The organism is Aquamicrobium terrae (assembly GCF_052978165.1).
In genome coordinates this window covers 1,102,437-1,116,279 of record NZ_JBRKLZ010000001.1, presented here as the reverse complement: position 1 = coordinate 1,116,279, position 13,843 = coordinate 1,102,437, and the positions used below count along the sequence as shown (strand labels likewise).

At 65.6% G+C, this 13,843-nt stretch carries 17 protein-coding genes; 8 read left to right on the top strand and 9 right to left on the bottom strand.

The window, feature by feature from the left end:
• Positions 1-3: 3 nt before the first annotated feature.
• Complete coding sequence (locus ACVCNR_RS05595) at positions 4-648, bottom strand: 2-dehydro-3-deoxy-phosphogluconate aldolase (RefSeq protein ID WP_447074060.1); 645 nt, start codon at positions 646-648, stop codon at positions 4-6.
• 74 nt (positions 649-722) lie between these two features.
• Entirely contained in the window at positions 723-1,598 is an 876-nt protein-coding gene (locus tag ACVCNR_RS05590; RefSeq protein ID WP_447074059.1) for an N-acetylmuramidase domain-containing protein, read from the bottom strand.
• Positions 1,599-1,791: 193 nt separating this feature from the next.
• Here ACVCNR_RS05590 and trhO point away from each other — a divergent pair, with 193 nt between their 5' ends.
• From trhO to ACVCNR_RS05560, 6 genes are all read left to right on the top strand, one after another.
• Positions 1,792-2,718 (top strand): oxygen-dependent tRNA uridine(34) hydroxylase TrhO, encoded by a 927-nt coding sequence (trhO, locus tag ACVCNR_RS05585; RefSeq protein WP_354193944.1) that lies wholly within the window; start codon positions 1,792-1,794, stop codon positions 2,716-2,718.
• A gap of 166 nt (positions 2,719-2,884) precedes the next feature.
• Positions 2,885-3,619, top strand: coding sequence for a tellurite resistance TerB family protein (locus ACVCNR_RS05580; RefSeq protein ID WP_354193945.1), 735 nt, complete (start codon positions 2,885-2,887; stop codon positions 3,617-3,619).
• A 179-nt stretch (positions 3,620-3,798) separates the two neighbouring features.
• Positions 3,799-4,554: an SDR family oxidoreductase gene (locus ACVCNR_RS05575; protein WP_447074058.1), complete on the top strand. Its 756-nt coding sequence runs from the start codon at positions 3,799-3,801 to the stop codon at positions 4,552-4,554.
• A 96-nt stretch (positions 4,555-4,650) separates the two neighbouring features.
• Complete coding sequence (locus ACVCNR_RS05570; protein WP_354193947.1) at positions 4,651-5,337, top strand: GNAT family N-acetyltransferase; 687 nt, start codon at positions 4,651-4,653, stop codon at positions 5,335-5,337.
• A 13-nt stretch (positions 5,338-5,350) separates the two neighbouring features.
• On the top strand, positions 5,351-6,361 hold the full coding sequence (locus tag ACVCNR_RS05565) for a cation diffusion facilitator family transporter (RefSeq protein WP_447074057.1): 1,011 nt from the start codon (positions 5,351-5,353) through the stop codon (positions 6,359-6,361).
• A gap of 41 nt (positions 6,362-6,402) precedes the next feature.
• Positions 6,403-6,603, top strand: a complete 201-nt coding sequence (locus tag ACVCNR_RS05560; RefSeq protein ID WP_354193949.1) for a hypothetical protein — start codon at positions 6,403-6,405, stop codon at positions 6,601-6,603.
• Here ACVCNR_RS05560 and ACVCNR_RS05555 read toward each other — a convergent pair whose 3' ends face one another.
• The 3 genes from ACVCNR_RS05555 to ACVCNR_RS05545 form a co-directional block, all read right to left on the bottom strand.
• Positions 6,604-7,680, bottom strand: coding sequence for a nickel/cobalt transporter (locus ACVCNR_RS05555; RefSeq protein WP_447074056.1), 1,077 nt, complete (start codon positions 7,678-7,680; stop codon positions 6,604-6,606).
• Positions 7,681-7,690: 10 nt separating this feature from the next.
• Entirely contained in the window at positions 7,691-8,365 is a 675-nt protein-coding gene (locus tag ACVCNR_RS05550) for a DUF1007 family protein (RefSeq protein WP_354193950.1), read from the bottom strand.
• A 71-nt stretch (positions 8,366-8,436) separates the two neighbouring features.
• The gene (locus ACVCNR_RS05545) at positions 8,437-9,336 is read right to left on the bottom strand and encodes a LysR family transcriptional regulator (RefSeq protein WP_447074055.1); all 900 of its coding nucleotides are present in this window, start codon (positions 9,334-9,336) and stop codon (positions 8,437-8,439) included.
• Positions 9,337-9,914: 578 nt separating this feature from the next.
• Here ACVCNR_RS05545 and odc2 point away from each other — a divergent pair.
• Together odc2 and ACVCNR_RS05535 are read left to right on the top strand one after the other, a co-directional pair.
• Positions 9,915-11,048 (top strand): ornithine/lysine decarboxylase, encoded by a 1,134-nt coding sequence (gene odc2 / locus ACVCNR_RS05540; RefSeq protein ID WP_447074054.1) that lies wholly within the window; start codon positions 9,915-9,917, stop codon positions 11,046-11,048.
• A gap of 147 nt (positions 11,049-11,195) precedes the next feature.
• Positions 11,196-11,789 carry a GNAT family N-acetyltransferase gene (locus ACVCNR_RS05535; RefSeq protein ID WP_447074053.1) on the top strand — a complete coding sequence of 198 codons (594 nt, stop codon included), beginning with the start codon at positions 11,196-11,198 and terminating at the stop codon, positions 11,787-11,789.
• Positions 11,790-11,850: 61 nt separating this feature from the next.
• Here ACVCNR_RS05535 and ACVCNR_RS05530 read toward each other — a convergent pair whose 3' ends face one another.
• From ACVCNR_RS05530 to ACVCNR_RS05515, 4 genes are all read right to left on the bottom strand, one after another.
• Positions 11,851-12,135 carry an SCP2 sterol-binding domain-containing protein gene (locus tag ACVCNR_RS05530; RefSeq protein WP_354193954.1) on the bottom strand — a complete coding sequence of 95 codons (285 nt, stop codon included), beginning with the start codon at positions 12,133-12,135 and terminating at the stop codon, positions 11,851-11,853.
• A gap of 157 nt (positions 12,136-12,292) precedes the next feature.
• Positions 12,293-12,808, bottom strand: coding sequence for a hypothetical protein (locus ACVCNR_RS05525; RefSeq protein WP_354193955.1), 516 nt, complete (start codon positions 12,806-12,808; stop codon positions 12,293-12,295).
• Positions 12,809-12,827: 19 nt separating this feature from the next.
• The gene (locus ACVCNR_RS05520; protein ID WP_354193956.1) at positions 12,828-13,250 is read right to left on the bottom strand and encodes a hypothetical protein; all 423 of its coding nucleotides are present in this window, start codon (positions 13,248-13,250) and stop codon (positions 12,828-12,830) included.
• Positions 13,251-13,259: 9 nt separating this feature from the next.
• Complete coding sequence (locus ACVCNR_RS05515) at positions 13,260-13,802, bottom strand: rod-binding protein (RefSeq protein ID WP_354193957.1); 543 nt, start codon at positions 13,800-13,802, stop codon at positions 13,260-13,262.
• Positions 13,803-13,843 lie beyond the last annotated feature (41 nt).

The following is a 13,843-nucleotide window of genomic DNA, read 5'->3' as shown; positions in this document are numbered from 1 at the left end:
TTTCTACACTGGCTTGCGCAACCCCGCCGCCTCGCGCACCAGTTCCTCGATGCGGCCCCAGTCGCCTGCCCTGACGAGATCGTCCGGGGCGACCCATGAGCCACCAACGCAAATCACGTTCGGCAGGTCGAGATAGCTGCGGGCATTGACGGCGCTGACGCCGCCGGTGGGGCAGAATTTCACGTCGGCGATGGGTGAAGCCAGCGCCTTGAGGAACGCGGCGCCGCCGGCCTGTTCGGCGGGGAAGAATTTCAGGAAGGTCAGCCCGGCCTGCCTGCCGGCCATGATCTCGCCCGGGGTGATCGCGCCGGGCAGGAAGGGCACGTCGCTGTCGGCCGATGCTTTCAGCAATTCCTTGGTGATGCCGGGGCTGACGATGAAGCGCGATCCTGCCGTGGCTGCGGCGTCATATTGCGCCGGATCGAGGATGGTGCCGGCGCCGACCATGGCCTCCTCGACCTCGCCGGCGACGCGGCGGATCGCTTCCAGCGCGTCGGCAGTCCGCAGCGTGATCTCGATGGCCGGCAGGCCGCCTCGCGCCAGCGCCCGGGCCAGCGGCACCGCCTGTTTGGCGTCGGCGATCTTGAGCACGGGGATCACAGGCTGGCCGCCGAGCAGGGAAACCAGCTTTTCGGACTTGTTCAACATGGCAATCTTTCACTGAACCGGTAATTCAACCGATTTAACACAGGCAATTTGGCAAGTCCATGTGAGCGACGAGGTCAGGTGCGACGAAAAAGCCCGGCAATGCCGGCCTTCACCCTGCGCCACCATCGCGGCAGCAGGCCGGCGTCGGCCTTTGCCAGCGCGGCATGGGTTTGCGGGCCGGCTATACCATCCGGGACGAGGCCACGATCCCTCTGGAAGTTGCGCAGAGCCGCCTGTGTTGCCCGGCCGAACAGGCCGTCCGCCTGCAAGGGATAGCCGAGCCGGTTGAGGCGGCGTTGCAATTCGGCAACCGCATCGCCTCGGGAGCCGAGCCGAAGCAGGGGACCCACGGAGGAAGCCTTCGCTGCGGCTGCATGGCGCTGGTAGGCGGCGGCAAGTTTCTTGTCATAGCCGTTCCGGGCGTAGTCGGGGCCGTTGTAGCCGCGCGCAAAGGCCGGCCAGTCATGGGCGTGGAGCGATCTGGCCAGCCCGGCCTTGTCGATGTAGCGCACCATCAGCCGGATCTGGCCGGCCGCGCCGGAACGCGCCTCGGCCACCAGGGCCTGCACATTGGGATAGCCGAGCCACAGCCAGTGCGCGCCCATCACCTGCCCGATGCCCCAGGAAGTGGATTCATAGGCCGCCTTGGCGTCGATCTCCGTCGCCATGCCCAGCAAGGCCCAGCGTCCGGCCTGGGTCGAGGGATTGGCGACCGCGCCCGCTGCCGGGGCCGCAAGGCCGAGTTCGCGGGCGCGGGCCTGCTTTTTGCCGGTTAGGCGGCGGTCGAAATAGTGGCCCTCGAAACGGATCAGCGGTTCGCTGCGTTCGTTGACGGTGGCGAACAGACGCCCGCCGCTCTCCACTTCCATCACGGCAAGCAGCGCGGCGGGCTCGATCCCCGCCGGCCCGGCGGCGGCATGTGCTTCGCGAATGACGGCATCGCTGAACATCGGCTCTGGCTCCCCCTTGGAAACTCCTGTTGACGGGGGCCAGTTTCAGCCGGGTTCGCAGAGCGGGCATAAAAAGCCGGCCGAAATCCGTTATCCTAGGCCTCGAACGCCGGAAACGCATGGCAATTGCGTGCCTTTCGCTTTGCGTGCAGGCATCTTGAATCCACGATCGGGAAGCGCTAGGCCCGGGGCCATGAACGAAAACCCCGCTCCGGAGCCCTTCCGCGTCGCCGCCCTCTACCGCTTCTGCCGGCTGGAGCGGTTCGAGGAACTGCGCGCGCCGCTAGCCGCCTTCTGCTGCGGGCATGGCATCAAGGGCACGCTGCTTCTGGCGCACGAAGGCATCAACGGCACGGTCGCCGGCAGCGAGACGGCGGTTGCCGAACTGGTCGCGTATCTGGACGCTCAGCCCGAGCTGGCCGGGATCGACGTCAAATACAGCCAGGCGGCCGAAATGCCTTTCCACCGCATGAAGGTGCGGCTGAAGCGCGAGATCGTGACCATGGGTGTCGAGGGCATCGATCCTCTGGAGAGTGTCGGCACCTATGTCATGCCGTCCGAATGGAACGAGCTGATCTCGGACCCCGATACCATCGTCATCGACACGCGCAACGACTACGAAGTGGCGCTCGGCACCTTCAAGGGCGCGGTCGATCCGCGCACCGCCACGTTCCGTGAATTCCCCGAATGGGTGGACGGGCACAGGGGCGAACTGGAAAACCGCAAGATCGCCATGTTCTGCACCGGTGGCATCCGCTGCGAGAAGGCGACCGCCTTCGTGAAATCGCTCGGGTTCGACGAGGTATTCCACCTCAAGGGCGGCATTCTCAAATATCTGGAGGAGGTGCCGGCCGACCGGAGCCTGTGGGAAGGCGAGTGCTTCGTCTTCGACGAGCGCGTGTCGGTCACGCACGGGCTGGAGGAAGGCGAGGCGGAACTGTGCCGCGCCTGCCGGCATCCGCTGACGCCGGCCGAGCGCGCCTCGCCGAAATTCAGCCCCGGCATCTCCTGCGATTACTGCCATGACAGCCGCACCGACGCAGACCGGGCGCGCTATGCCGAGCGCCAGCGCCAGGTGGAACTGGCCGCCCGCCGGGGCAGGGAACATATCGGAAGCTGATCCGCCGCTCTTTTATTCGGGCTCGACGCGCGGCGTCATTGTAATGACAAGGTCGCCGCCCTACCTATCCCCGACAGGAAACGGCCGTCAGGGATAATGGCGTTTACGCAATTCCGAACGGAAAACCGGTTTCCACTTTTCTGGAATTGCTCTAGCGGAGGTGCCGATGTTCGATCCCAAGAAGCTTCTCGACGACCTGCTCGGTTCGCAGGTGCCCGGAACCACCGGAACGGTGCGCGACAAGGCCGGACAGGCGATCCAGATGGCCAAGGACAATCCCCTGGCGGCCGGCGCGATCGCGGCCGTTCTTCTGGGCACGGAACCCGGCCGCAAGGTCGGAGGCGCGGCGCTCAAGCTGGGCGGGCTGGCCGCCATCGGCGGTCTTGCCTACAAGGCCTATCAGAACTACCAGAACGGCAAGAAACCGGCTGAAACCGCGTCGACGGACGAGCAGGTGCTGCTGCCGCCGCCGGCCGATACCGAGTTCCATCCCTCGCAGGCGCCGCAGGGCGAGGCCGAATTCGCCTTGACGCTGGTGCGCGCCATGATCGCCGCCGCCAAGGCGGACGGCAAGATCGATGACGAGGAGAAGCGCCGCATCGGCGAGAAGCTCAGCCTTTCGGGGCTGGATGCCGAGGCTGAGGCTTTCCTGAAGGCGGAACTGGAATCGCCGCTCGACCTCGACGCGCTGGTCGCCACGGCCAGGACGGAAGCGCAGAAGGTGGAGCTTTACACCGCCTCGCGCCTTGCCATCAACGCCGACACCCGCGCCGAGCGCGGCTATCTCGACCTTCTGGCGGGCCGGCTCGGTCTGCCCGACCAGCTCGTCGATCATGTCGAGGCGACGGTCACGTCGTCCGGCGCGCCGCAGCCGGCACCGGTTCCCGGTTCGCCCTGGTAAGGCGCCAAGCCCGTTAAGGTCTTGTTAACCTTATGGGCGCAGCATTCCATCCAGGCGCGGCGCCTTCCTCCTCCCGGGCGCTGTACGCAAATTGGGGCGGTCGCGAATGACCGCCCTTTTTGTATGCTTGCCTTGGATGCCCGGTTCTGCAATCGCTGGGCGGGTATGGAGGAAGAGGCATGGCAATCAAGGGAACGGCAATCGTTACCGGCGCAGGCTCCGGCATCGGCAGGAGCGTGGCGCAGGCTTTGTTGCGCGACGGCTGGAACACGGTGTTCTGCGGCCGCCGCAAGGAGCCGCTGGACGCGGCGGTGCGTGAGATTACCGGCACCGAGGCGAAGGGTCTGGCGGTTTCCTGCGACGTGACCGTGCCGGAGCAGGTGGAGGACCTGTTCGCCGTCGCCATCGAGATGTTCGGGCGGGTCGATCTGCTCTTCAACAATGCCGGCATGGGCTGCAAGGCTGCCCCCATCGATGAAATTCCGGTCGAGAGCTGGAACGAGGTGGTGGGCGTCAACCTCACCGGTTCCTTCCTGTGCGCCCGGGCCGCGTTCGGCGCCATGCGCCGGCAAAGCCCGATGGGCGGGCGCATCATCAACAACGGGTCGATCTCGGCTCATGCACCGCGTCCGGGCTCGGTGCCCTACACCACCACCAAGCATGCGATCACCGGGCTTACCAGGACGCTGGCGCTCGACGGCCGGCCGTTCGACATCGCCTGCGGCCAGATCGACATCGGCAACGCCATGACCGAAATGGCAGCCCCCATGGCGGCCGGCATCCAGCAGGCCGACGGCAGCGTTGCGGTCGAGGCGGTGATGGATGTCGAGCGGGTGGCGGAGGCGGTCGTCTACATGGCCGGCCTGCCGCTCGATGCCAATGTGCTGTTCATGACGGTGATGGCGACCAAGATGCCTTTTGTCGGCAGAGGATGAAGCGCCAGCTTGGAACATTTCTCCCGCTTCGCTGGTTCTTACCGGCCGGGCGCTTTCCTGTGAGCCTTGTACGGCAAATCCGGAGGGAGAGTGACCATGGCTGAAGACCTGACCGACTGGCAGGCCAGACCGCGCCCCGAGCGCAAGGTTTTCGAAGGCAGGTTCGTGCGGCTGGAGCCGCTGGATGCAGGACGCCATGGCGATGGCCTGTTCGAGGCCTCGTCGGTGCCGGATGCCGGTTCGCGCTTTGCCTGGCTGCCGGATGTGCCGCCGCCGGATCGCGCCGCCTTCCAGCCATGGCTGGACAAGGTCGAGGCGAGCCCCGATCCGCTGTTCTTTACGGTCATCGACAAGGCCAGCGGCAAGGTGGCCGGGCGCCAGACGCTGATGCGCATCGATCCGGCCAATGGCGTCGCCGAGATCGGCAACATCTATTGGGGGCCGCTGATATCGCGCAAGCCGGCCGCCACCGAGGCGCAGTTCCTGTTCGCGGCCTATGTGCTCGATGAACTGGGTTATCGCCGCTATGAATGGAAGTGCAACGACGCCAACGCGCCCTCCAAGCGCGCGGCGGAACGCTTCGGCTTCCGCTTCGAGGGCCTTTTCCGCCAGCACATGGTGGTGAAGGGCGCAAATCGCGACACGGCATGGTATTCGATCATCGACAAGGAATGGCCCGCATTGAAAAGGGCCTATGAGACCTGGCTCGACCCGTCGAATTTCGACGCGGAAGGCAGGCAGGTGAAAAGGCTGGAAGAGTTTCGCGCCGCCTTCGGCGCCTGAAAGGCTGCTTGGCATGGCCCATTCGCATGACCATGACGGACCCGACCACGCACCGCATGATTATGGTGCCCATGGACATGGCGGGGGCGGCGCGCATGTGCACGGCTCCACCGACAAGCGCCGGGTCATGTTCGCGGCCTGCCTCACCGGCGGTTTCATGGTGGCCGAAGCGCTGGGCGGCCTGTTCACCAACTCGCTGGCGCTGCTGGCCGATGCCGGTCACATGCTCACCGACACGCTGGCGCTCAGCCTAGCCTGGTATGCCTTCCATCTGGCCGAGCGGCCGGCCACCAGCCGGATGTCCTACGGCTTCGGGCGGGTCAAGACGCTGGTCGCCTACACCAACGGCATCGCCATTTTCGTCATCGCGATATGGATCGTCTACGAGGCATGGCAGCGCTTCCTGGAGCCGCCGCCGGTGCTTGGCGCGCCGATGCTGGTCATCGCCACGCTCGGCCTGCTGGTGAATATCGCCGGCTTCCTGATCCTGCACGGCGGCGACCGCGAAAGCCTCAACATGCGCGGCGCGATCCTGCATGTGGTGGGCGATCTGCTTGGCTCGGTCGCGGCGATCGCGGCGGCGCTGATCATCCTTGCCACCGGCTGGAACCCGATCGATCCGATCCTGTCGGTGCTGGTCGCGGTCATCATCCTGTCGACGGCGTGGCGGCTGATGCGCGAGGCGGCGCACCTGCTTCTGGAAGGCACGCCGGACACGCTCGACCGCGATGCGATCGCGGCCGACCTCAGGGCCAATGTCGCCGGCCTGCGCGAGGTGCATCACGTGCATCTGTGGTCGCTGGACGGTTCCAGGCATATGGCGACGCTGCACGCCTGCCTCGACGAGGGCGTCGAGGCATCTCCGGTCGTCGCCGCCATCAAGGCCCGCCTTGCGGCGGAGCATGGCGTGGAGCACGCGACGGTCGAGACCGAGTTCGACCGCTGCGCCGACGGCGAGGGCGATCATGACGGACACCATGGCCATTCGCAGCCGGACGTGGCAAAGCATCGTCACTATCATTGAGACGGGCGGCCCGAGGGCCGCCGGCCAGCCGAGGAACGACGATGGACCGCGAAACCAGACAGACGGCGCTCGCCACCTTCCTGATCCTGGGGGTCTTTTGCGTGTTCCTCTATTTCGTGCCGACCATCATGCTGGCGGTCGGTAAGATCTCGCCGGTGCTTGGCGCGCTGGTCGTCGCGCTGGTGCTGCTGGCACCGTTCGTGTTCTTCTGGCTGCGCTCCCGCAGCCGCAACAAAAACTAGCTATACGCTGAGGCTTGCCGACAGCAGCGTCAGGCCGACGAGGAAGATGAAGGCGGCGGCGCCGATCTCGATGGCGGTGTGGATGCGGTTGCCGAGCCTGCCGCCGCCGGCCAGCATCACCGCCCAGTTCTTGGCCGTGACGGCCAGCACCGCCAGCGCCGAGACGGTGATCGCCGTGCCGAGCGCCATGGCCAGAACCGACAGGATGCCGGCCAGCCACAGGCCGTTCAGCAGGGCGAAGGACAGCACGATCAGCGCGCCGGAGCAGGGCCTGAGGCCGACGGCGGCGACGGCCGACCATGCCGTGCGCCAGTCGAAGCGCTCGGACGAGAGCAGCGTGGGATCGGGCGCGTGCGAGTGGCCGCAAGTCGAGCACACGGCGCCGTCCTCATGGTGATTGGCATGGTCGTGATGGTGGCCATGATGATGATCGTGGCCGCAATGTCCGTCGTGATGATCATGATCGTGATGCGCATGGGATGCATGCGCGGCTGACAGGCTGTGCGCGGGAGCGGCGCCGGCGAGCCGCTTCACCAGCGGTCCGGCCTTCTTCCACAACAGCCAGGCGCCGAAGCCGGTGACGAAGACATAGCTGGCGATTTCGAGGAAGTGCGCGGCGTTGGTCATCGACACGGACGTACCGCGCAGCACGAAATAGGCGAGCAGCATGACCGCGATGGCGGTGGCCGCCTGCAGGAAGGCGGAGACGAAGGAGAGCATGACGCCACGGCGCAGCGCCACCTCGTTGGCCAGCATGTAGGAGGAGATGACCGCCTTGCCGTGGCCCGGCCCGGCGGCATGGAACACGCCATAGGCGAAGGACAGGCCGACCAGCAGCCAGACCTGGCCGCCGTCGTCGCGCAGCGCCTTCATGGCGGTGGACAGGGAGCGGTAGAAGGCCTGCTGGTGCTGGTTGATCCAGATCATCAGGCTGGAAAACAGGCCGCTCGAGGGCACGATGGCGTCGTTGGTGCCGATGCCGAGCGAGCTCTGGGCATGGGCGTGACCGGCGAAATGGGCCACCACGTAGGCAAGGGTCAGGAAAGCGAGCGTCGTGCGCACGAAGGTCTTGTTCACGGGGCGGTCCTCATGCCTGACATTTCAGTTCGAGCTTGGTGGCGAAGATCTTGCTCATGTCGGTGCCCGCCGGGTCGTTGAAGAAGGCCTCGGTCAGGGTCTGCTGGTTTTCGGCCAGAGCGGTGTCGGGATCGGGCCGGATGATCGTGCGCGTGCAGGAGGGCGGCAGGCCCTCCACCGCCATGTTGGCGTCTTCGGTGAAGTCGATGGCCGTATAGAAAGTGGGGTCGTAGACGCCGAGGCGAATATCGCCGGCGAGCCTGATCGGCGTTTCCGGCTGCGATTCGAACAGGATGATGAGCTGGTTGTTCTCGAAATTGGCCATGATGCTGGCCGGCGCTTTCATCTTGACGTCCTTGCCGTCCACGGTGACGAGCTGGAAATAGTTGAACTCCGCCAGCGACGCGTGGATGGTGCTGGCCACCTCCTGCAGCTCGGCATCGTCGAGCTTGAGGTCGGCATTGGCGTCGAACTCCATCAGCACGGTCGAGGAGAACAGGTCGTCGAAGCGCCACAGATGGCGCAGCGCCGTCACTGTCTGATGGTCGGAACCGAGCACCACGTCGAGGCGCGCTTCGGCGAACACATGCGGATGCACGCTTGCCGGGACGGTGCAGGCCAGCAGTGTGGACAATGCCACCCCGGCCTTCAGCACCGTGTGTTTGAAGGGCTTCTTTATCGTCATGGTTCCCGTGCTTGCGCCGCGTGCCCGAGGATTATCACAAACGGGGCGAAAATGGGACCGGACCGCCATTGTCACGAGGTTTCGCGGGCCTTGAACCAGTTGGCCAGATAGTCGACGAAGACCCGCACCTTGGCCGGCAGGTAGCGGCGGTGCGGATAGACCGCGAAGATGCCGCCACCCTCGAGGGCCCTGTCGTCCAGAACCGGCACCAGCCGCCCGGCGGCGATCTCCGGGGCGGCGATGAAGTCGGGCAGGCCGGCAAAGCCGAGCCCGGAGACGGCGGCGGCGCGCGCGGCGATCGGGCTGTTCACCTCGATGGGGCCGGAGACGGTCACGCTGATGGTGTCGCCGCTTTCGCCCTTGAACGGCCAGTTGGCAAGCCAGCGGCCGTTGGTGTCGACTATGCAGGGCATGCCGGCAAGGTCCTGCGGCCGGGTCGGCGTGCCGTACCTGGCGATCAGGTCCGGCGCGCTGCAGACGCGCACCGAAAACGGCGCCAGCTTGCGGGCGATGAGCGACGAGCTTTCCAGCCGCGAAATGCGGATGGCAAGGTCGAAACCCTCCTCGACCAGATCGACGAAGCGGTCGTCGAGATTGATCTCCAGCACGATGTCGGGATGCGCCTTGGCGAAATCGATCAGCGACTGGCCGATCGGTGCGTCGGCCAGGGTGCGGGGGGCCGAGAGCTTGATGCGGCCACGCACGTCGCCCGATGATTCGCGCACCGAATCAGCGAGGCTGTCGATCTCGCGCACGATCTCGGAGGCCCGCTTGTAATAGGTGTGCCCCGCCTCGGTCAGCGAGAACTGGCGCGTGGTGCGGTTGAGCAGAAGCGCGCCCAATTCGTCCTCCAGCTCCCGCACATATTTGGAAAGCAGCGCCTTGGAGCGGCCAATCTTGCGTGCCGCGGCCGAAAAACCCTCCGCTTCCACCACATCTATGAATGCGCGCATGCGGGTCAGCGTATCCATGGATCTTCCTTCAGCGGGACAAGCGGGGCAGCCATCGTCTCCATACATGAAACGATGATGACAGGATTGTTCGATGCCGGTGTTTTTTCAAGGCAGGCGAAGAATTTAATTGATTGTGACGGACGATGTACCTATATCGCGCTTGCCCAAAGTCGCACGTGCCTGTGGGCGTCCCCCGGCCCCTCGAATGGCGAGGACAGTCGGGACGGTACCCGGGAAGTAACGAGCCCGGTCGGTCAAGTGGCCAACCACCTGATCGAGGACGTCTTGAAGCAACGACGGTGCGGGCCTTTCTGGTGTCTGCCGATCGTCCATAGATCGGGGTTACTGAAGAGGCACACCTTCATTGCCGGCAGTGCGGTTGGGATCTCCCATCCAAGCCAAGGCAGACAAAGCGAGCCGAAGCCGGGCAAGGCTTCAGCTCATCGCCGCGGAAAGGCGTTTCGGGGTTCCGGTGTCTCCACCGGCCGGCTCCCCGCAGATTCCCTTCCCGCTTTGTCCACCGCGTTCAAGCGAGGCCGCGCGCCCGCATGACGCAGCCTTTGCGCGCGCCTTTCAGGCGTGATGGAGACAAGCCGATGGCCACTCAGCGTATCCTCGATTTCCTCGCCACCCGACGTCCGAGCGGGCCGTGCCTCATCGTCGATCTCGACGTGGTGCAGGAGAACTATCGCGCCTTCGAGAAGGCGCTTCCCGATTCGCGCATCTTCTACGCGGTGAAGGCCAATCCCGCGCCCGAGATTCTGCGCCTGCTCGCCTCGATGGGCTCGTCCTTCGACACCGCCTCGGTCGCCGAGATCGAGATGGCGCTGGATGCCGGCGCGTCGCCCGACCGCATCAGCTTCGGCAACACCATCAAGAAGGAGCGCGACATCGCGCGTGCCCATGAGCTCGGCATCCGCCTCTACGCGGTCGACTGTGTGGAAGAGGTCGAGAAGATCGCCCGCGCCGCCCCGGGTGCCCGGGTGTTCTGCCGCGTGCTGACCGACGGCGAAGGCGCCGAGTGGCCGCTGTCGCGCAAGTTCGGCTGCGTGCCGGCGATGGCCGTCGACGTGCTGCGCCATGCCGCCGCGCTCGGCCTCGATGCCTATGGCGTGTCGTTCCATGTCGGCTCGCAGCAGACGGACCTCACCGCTTGGGACCGCGCGCTGGCGGATGCCGCGGACGTGTTCGGAAAGCTTGCCGCCGAAGGCATCGTGCTCAAGCTCGTCAACATGGGCGGCGGCTTCCCGGCGCGTTATCTCAGCGACGTGCCGGCGGCGCAGGCCTATGGCCAGGCGATCTTCGAGGCGCTGTCGCGGCATTTCGGCAACCGCCTGCCGGAGACCATCATCGAGCCGGGCCGCGGCATGGTCGGCAATGCGGGCGTCATCAAGTCCGAGGTGGTGCTGATCTCGAAGAAGGCCGACAACGACAATGTGCGCTGGGTCTATCTCGACATCGGCAAGTTCGGCGGCTTGGCCGAGACCATGGACGAGGCCATCCGCTACCCGATCGTCACCCCGCGTGACGGCGATGCGGTGGAGCCCTGCGTGCTGGCCGGCCCGACCTGCGATTCGGCCGACGTCATGTACGAGAAGAAGCCCTATCCGCTGCCCCTGTCGCTGACCATCGGCGACGAGGTGCTGATCGAAGGCACCGGAGCCTACACGACCACCTATTCGGCGGTCGCCTTCAACGGCTTCGAGCCTCTCCGATCCTACGTGATCTGACGGGTCGCAAACCCGCCAGATCATCTGTGCGCCGGTGAAACCTCACTGACGCATGGTCCTTTCCGAAGCAAACAGGCTTCGGGGCCATGCGTTTGCCGGCGCGCAGGTTCGCTCGTGGAAATTATCCGCCTGTGAAGGATCGCGGACATGAACAGCCTTGCCATCGCCACCACCGATTTCCAGACCGCCGGTGTCGTCCAGCACCTGCCGGCATTCACTGTGGAAGCCGAACTGCCTGCCGACGTGGCAGCGCGGGAGGCCTTGCTCGACCGTGCCATGGGGCCGGGGCGCAAGCGCAAGTCTTCCGAGAAGCTGCGGCGCGGCCGCAGGCCGGCGGAAGGGCTGGCGCTCGTCGCCCGCTCGGCCGAGGGCGCGCTGCTCGGCACGGTGCGGCTGTGGAACGTCACGCTTGGCGCGGGCGGCCGGCCCGCGCTGCTGCTCGGGCCGCTGGCCGTCGAGCCGGCGGTGAAGAGCGCCGGCATCGGCTCGGCGCTCATGCGCCAGGCCATCGCCGAGGCAGAGCGCCTTGGCCATGGCGCGATCCTTCTGGTGGGCGACGAGCCCTATTACAGCCGCTTCGGCTTTTCGGCCGAGCGCACCGGCACGCTTGCCATGCCGGGCCCCTACGAGCGCCATCGCCTGCTGGCGCTGGAACTGGCGGGCGGCACACTGGACGGTGCGTGCGGGATCGTCACCGCCTCCGGCCGCAAGCTGCGCAACGAACGGACGCACGCTGCCTGAACGAAAAAAAGCCGCCTTGCTCAGGCGGCTTTTTCATTTCTGCGGATCGGCGTCTCGCGGATCAGCCGATGAGCTGGCTGAGCTGCATGGCGATCGACATGTCGCCCTCGATCTTCAGCTTGCCGCTCATGAAGGCCATGGTCGGGTTCAGCTCGCCGGCAAGCAGCGCTTCCAGATCGTCGAGCGAAAGCTTGATGGTGCAGTCGGCCGGGCCGTCGGTGGTGGAGATGCTGGCGCCGTCGATCAGGATCACGCCGTCGCTTCCCGTATCGAACTTCACCGACCGGTCGAAACCGGAACTCTCGACCTGCGACTTCAGCCTGTCTGCAATGTCCTGCACGCCCATGGCTCTCTTCCCGTGATTTTCGCGCTCTTGCGCTGTTGCGTTTACGGGGCAATGCTCGCGCCCAAGAGAGGGCACATCGCGCACCGTTCGCCGCTTTATAGGTTGGTATTGACGTTTACGTCAACGTGATTTCAAGGGAAACGCTCAATCCGTCTCTTCAATGTGTGCCGGCCTGCGGTGCCTCCGCTGGCTGCGTGGCGGGCTTTCGGCGACGCTTGGCATTGTCACGGATGTCGTCCTTGGTCAGGAAATCGACCTGTTCGACCAGCACTTCGTGGACCAGCTTGTCGCCGACGCGGGCATTGATGTTGTCGCGAACCCCGGCGCGGAAGGCATCGAGGTCCAGCGCGGCGCGGTCGGAGAAATCGAACTGGGGATTGGAATAGAGGTAGGAATAGACCTGATCGGCGATCAGCGCCGAAGGCGGCACCGAAAGCTTGTTGAGCTTGGCAGGCTCGGCGGTGAACACCAGCCTGGCGATGAAATAGCCGTCGACCCTGGCGTTGCGCACCACCGGTACGGTGATGATGTCCGTCTTCACATAATCGAGGCCGCCGAAAAGGGCCGGTGCCGGTGCCGCATTGTCGTCCTTGCCGGAATTCTGAAACGAATAGAACACGGCGCCGACCGTGGCGGCGCTTATCCAGAGGGCTGCGACGACGAACTTTATCATGGCGCGGGGGCTGTCCGGATCATGGCTGCGCCCAGCCGAACCCGCCGGCGGAATAGGTGCCGTCGGCCTCGGCGTGCTGGATCGCATTCTTCAGCAGGTTGGCCACTTCGGTCACCGCGTTGAGATGCGCCAGGATCGCCGCCTCGTTGCGGGCCAGTTTCTGGCGCAGGCGCTGGAGCCCGTCGCGATGTTCGGCCAGGTTTTCCGGTCGCCCGGTCTTCATCGCGCGGTTCAGTTCATAGAGATAGCGGCTCTTGCGGGCGTTGGAGGCCTTGATGTCGAAGCCGGGATCGGTGCGGATGGCGGCGGTTTCGGCTTCGACGGCCTCCTCGATGCGGCCGATGATGGCGGCAAGGCTTCCGGGCGCGACGGACGAGGCGGCAGGGTCCGCGGAACCGAGGCGGGCGGGCAGGGCGGGAGTGAATTCGGAATATTCGTTCATGACCCTGCCTTACTTGCTGGGGAGCTCTGTCTGGGCCGGACCGGCATCGCCGAGCGAGCGCACGATCCGCATCTGGATCTGGTGGACGAGCGACGAGGACATGCTGAGCTGATCGTTCAGTTCGGCTTTTTGCGGATTGGCCGAGACCGGCACGATGGTTTCCCCGTATGATCCGGTGAGATACTGGGCGGCAGCCAGCGATTTGGCGATGCCGATGCCGCCGCGATCGGAAACCACGTCGGCAAGATGCTCGGCCATGCGCGCCTTCCACATATCGCCGGCGAACCCCTTGCCGTAGACGCCTTCGGCGTCCTTCGGCAGCATGGTCTCGATGAAGGTTTGCAGCACCATCGCCTCGAAGCGCTTGAAGCTGCCGGCGCCGTCCGCCGGCTTTGGCGCGCGCGCCGCAACGGATGCGGTCCCGGCGGCCTCGAATGCGGCGTCCGTGCCGCCGGTGCGGTTCAGCAACTCGGCATGGGCCTTGCGGACATCGGCCGGATCGGCGGCGCGGGCCACGTCGAGCACGATGTCGCTGGGGGGAGAGATCGCCAAGAAAAGAACCTTCCGCCGTTTTTCTCAAGTTAGATCATGCC

Excerpts from the sequence above, each read along its gene's own strand:
- ACVCNR_RS05580 (WP_354193945.1), top strand. The coding sequence starts at position 2,885 with ATGTTCGATCCCAAGAAGCTTCTCGACGACCTGCTCGGTTCGCAGGTG.
- ACVCNR_RS05595 (WP_447074060.1), bottom strand. The coding sequence starts at position 648 with ATGTTGAACAAGTCCGAAAAGCTGGTTTCCCTGCTCGGCGGCCAGCCT.
- odc2 (WP_447074054.1), top strand. The coding sequence starts at position 9,915 with ATGGCCACTCAGCGTATCCTCGATTTCCTCGCCACCCGACGTCCGAGC.
- ACVCNR_RS05560 (WP_354193949.1), top strand. The coding sequence starts at position 6,403 with ATGGACCGCGAAACCAGACAGACGGCGCTCGCCACCTTCCTGATCCTG.
- ACVCNR_RS05565 (WP_447074057.1), top strand. The coding sequence starts at position 5,351 with ATGGCCCATTCGCATGACCATGACGGACCCGACCACGCACCGCATGAT.
- ACVCNR_RS05575 (WP_447074058.1), top strand. The coding sequence starts at position 3,799 with ATGGCAATCAAGGGAACGGCAATCGTTACCGGCGCAGGCTCCGGCATC.
- trhO (WP_354193944.1), top strand. The coding sequence starts at position 1,792 with ATGAACGAAAACCCCGCTCCGGAGCCCTTCCGCGTCGCCGCCCTCTAC.
- ACVCNR_RS05530 (WP_354193954.1), bottom strand. The coding sequence starts at position 12,135 with ATGGGCGTGCAGGACATTGCAGACAGGCTGAAGTCGCAGGTCGAGAGT.
- ACVCNR_RS05520 (WP_354193956.1), bottom strand. The coding sequence starts at position 13,250 with ATGAACGAATATTCCGAATTCACTCCCGCCCTGCCCGCCCGCCTCGGT.
- ACVCNR_RS05550 (WP_354193950.1), bottom strand. The coding sequence starts at position 8,365 with ATGACGATAAAGAAGCCCTTCAAACACACGGTGCTGAAGGCCGGGGTG.
- ACVCNR_RS05545 (WP_447074055.1), bottom strand. The coding sequence starts at position 9,336 with ATGGATACGCTGACCCGCATGCGCGCATTCATAGATGTGGTGGAAGCG.
- ACVCNR_RS05535 (WP_447074053.1), top strand. The coding sequence starts at position 11,196 with ATGAACAGCCTTGCCATCGCCACCACCGATTTCCAGACCGCCGGTGTC.
- ACVCNR_RS05590 (WP_447074059.1), bottom strand. The coding sequence starts at position 1,598 with ATGTTCAGCGATGCCGTCATTCGCGAAGCACATGCCGCCGCCGGGCCG.
- ACVCNR_RS05570 (WP_354193947.1), top strand. The coding sequence starts at position 4,651 with ATGGCTGAAGACCTGACCGACTGGCAGGCCAGACCGCGCCCCGAGCGC.
- ACVCNR_RS05525 (WP_354193955.1), bottom strand. The coding sequence starts at position 12,808 with ATGATAAAGTTCGTCGTCGCAGCCCTCTGGATAAGCGCCGCCACGGTC.